Below are 1,925 nucleotides of genomic sequence, written 5' to 3'. Positions count from 1 at the left end.
TGGGTATTCTGGAAAACAGGGGAATCGGTGCACCGGGTTGCATTGCGACAATTCCTGTAATTTTGCCAAATGTCTGGGAAACGGTCTCTTCCAGCCCGCCGGCGATGGAAAATAAGCCCACCATACCGGCGATGGCAATGGTCAATCCCATTAAACACAAAAAAGAACGTAGCGAACGACTGAGCAGATTTCGTAGGGCAAATTTTAACATTTATGCGATTTTCCAGTCAGTCGAGTCGGTCCAGCCTTCAGAATGTATTGGCATTTTACGCAAGTCGCCTCCATCAATGAATCAATTTGCTTCGTAATCTGATAATAAAAGAACTGATTATAGAGAGTTATAGACGGAGCTAACTTGAAAACCAGCTAAATTCAAACGTAGAATGCTCCCAACTGAAGATCAGACACTGAAATCATTCCGCAGGCGTTCGTCTCTGGTAAGAATGGTTTTTATTGTTTGAGTTTTCATAGACTGTCTGAAAGAACTTCGTACTTTCCGGTTCTATGGCATTTCATCAGCATACATTTTTTACGGTTGGTACTAAAACGAATTTTAAATCCATGAACAAACGCGACTATTACGATATCCTGGAAGTTTCAAAAACCGCCAGTGCTGACGAAATCAAAAAAGCATACCGTAAACTCTCCCGAAAATATCACCCTGACATGGCCCCTGATGATAAGTCGGCCGATCAGAAATTTAAAGAGGTTCAGGAAGCATACGAAATCTTGCGAGATGAGACCAAACGCAAGCAATACGACCAATATGGACATTCCTTCCAGCAGGCAGGTCCTGGCGGAGGCTATTATCCAGGCGGCGGTGGAGGCGGCCCGGTTGATCTGGAAGACCTGTTTGGCGGTGGCGGCATTGATCTGGGTGACTTGTTTGGCGGCGCATTCCGTGGAGGAAAACGCGCACAACCAAGACCGCAGAAGGGGGAGTCGAGTCGTGTGCAGATTGAAATCCCCTTTCATCTGGCAGCGGTCGGGGGAGGGCATGAAGTCAGTCTGCAAAAAGGCGGGGCGTCCGAGCGTTTGGCAATTAAAATTCCGGCAGGCGTCGATAATGGCTCAGTCATCAGACTGAGCGGTCAGGGAAATCCTGGAATTCATGGAGGGCCTGCAGGAGATTTACTGATCACAATTAAAGTAGGTAGCCACCCTTACTTCAAACGGGAGGGCAGCAATCTAATTCTGGAAGTTCCCATCAGTCTCGCTGAAGCGGCCCTGGGCGCGAAAGTCGACGTCCCCACGTTATCGGAAGGTGAAGTCACTGTCACGATCCCGCCGGGAACTTCCAGTGGCGCGAAATTGCGACTCCGCGGCAAAGGCATCATCGATCAGAAATCCAAACAACCGGGAGATCAGATCTGTTCGATAAAAGTAGTCGCTCCCAAAGAGCTCAGTGACCAGGAACGCTCGCTGTATGAGCAACTCAAACAAATACAACAAGAAACCCCTCGGTCGAAAGCATGGTGATGTCAATGCGACACCAACGAACTCTGAAGCAAGGCATGACCAGCCTGTTGGTGTTATGCCTGTTGATCATAAGCACGCCCGTCTGTGAACTGTCTGCTCAAAACGCCGAGTCGGGTTCGACGACGGTAGAATCTGACGCGAAAACCGGACTGGATGTGCCTTCCGATTCTGAACAGGAAAATAAAACTTCAGAAGAAAAAAAGAAAGACAACCGCCCCCGGGAATTGGGGGTCATGGTGTTAATTCTCTGGTTATTAGCGGGTACGGGCATCGGAATTTTGATCTTTACATCCCTGTTTGGACATACCGTGCGCACGATGATCAGGAGACCTTATCCTCCACAGACGCATGCTGAACGGCAGAAACCGACGGAAACGTCTTCTGATCATACCGGTGAATCAGAGCACGTTCAAGAAAAGCCAACCAAATCATAAAACGGTTCACAC

The 1,925-nt window shown here is 48.5% G+C and carries 3 protein-coding genes; 2 read left to right on the top strand and 1 reads right to left on the bottom strand.

Features of this window, described 5'->3' with window-relative positions; genetic code table 11:
* Positions 1-211, bottom strand: a 211-nt coding sequence (locus Q0294_RS01500; protein WP_299460103.1) for an ABC transporter permease, incomplete at its 3' end; no start/stop codon positions are given.
* A 350-nt stretch (positions 212-561) separates the two neighbouring features.
* On the opposite strand from Q0294_RS01500, the gene Q0294_RS01495 reads away from it, so the two are divergent.
* Together Q0294_RS01495 and Q0294_RS01490 are read left to right on the top strand one after the other, a co-directional pair.
* Positions 562-1,479, top strand: coding sequence for a DnaJ C-terminal domain-containing protein (locus Q0294_RS01495; protein WP_299460100.1), 918 nt, complete (start codon positions 562-564; stop codon positions 1,477-1,479).
* Positions 1,480-1,484: 5 nt separating this feature from the next.
* Complete coding sequence (locus tag Q0294_RS01490) at positions 1,485-1,913, top strand: hypothetical protein (RefSeq protein WP_299460097.1); 429 nt, start codon at positions 1,485-1,487, stop codon at positions 1,911-1,913.
* Positions 1,914-1,925 lie beyond the last annotated feature (12 nt).

It is taken from the genome of uncultured Gimesia sp., from assembly GCF_937919775.1.
Taxonomy (GTDB): domain Bacteria; phylum Planctomycetota; class Planctomycetia; order Planctomycetales; family Planctomycetaceae; genus Gimesia.
This window is presented reverse-complemented; position numbering and strand designations above follow the sequence as displayed.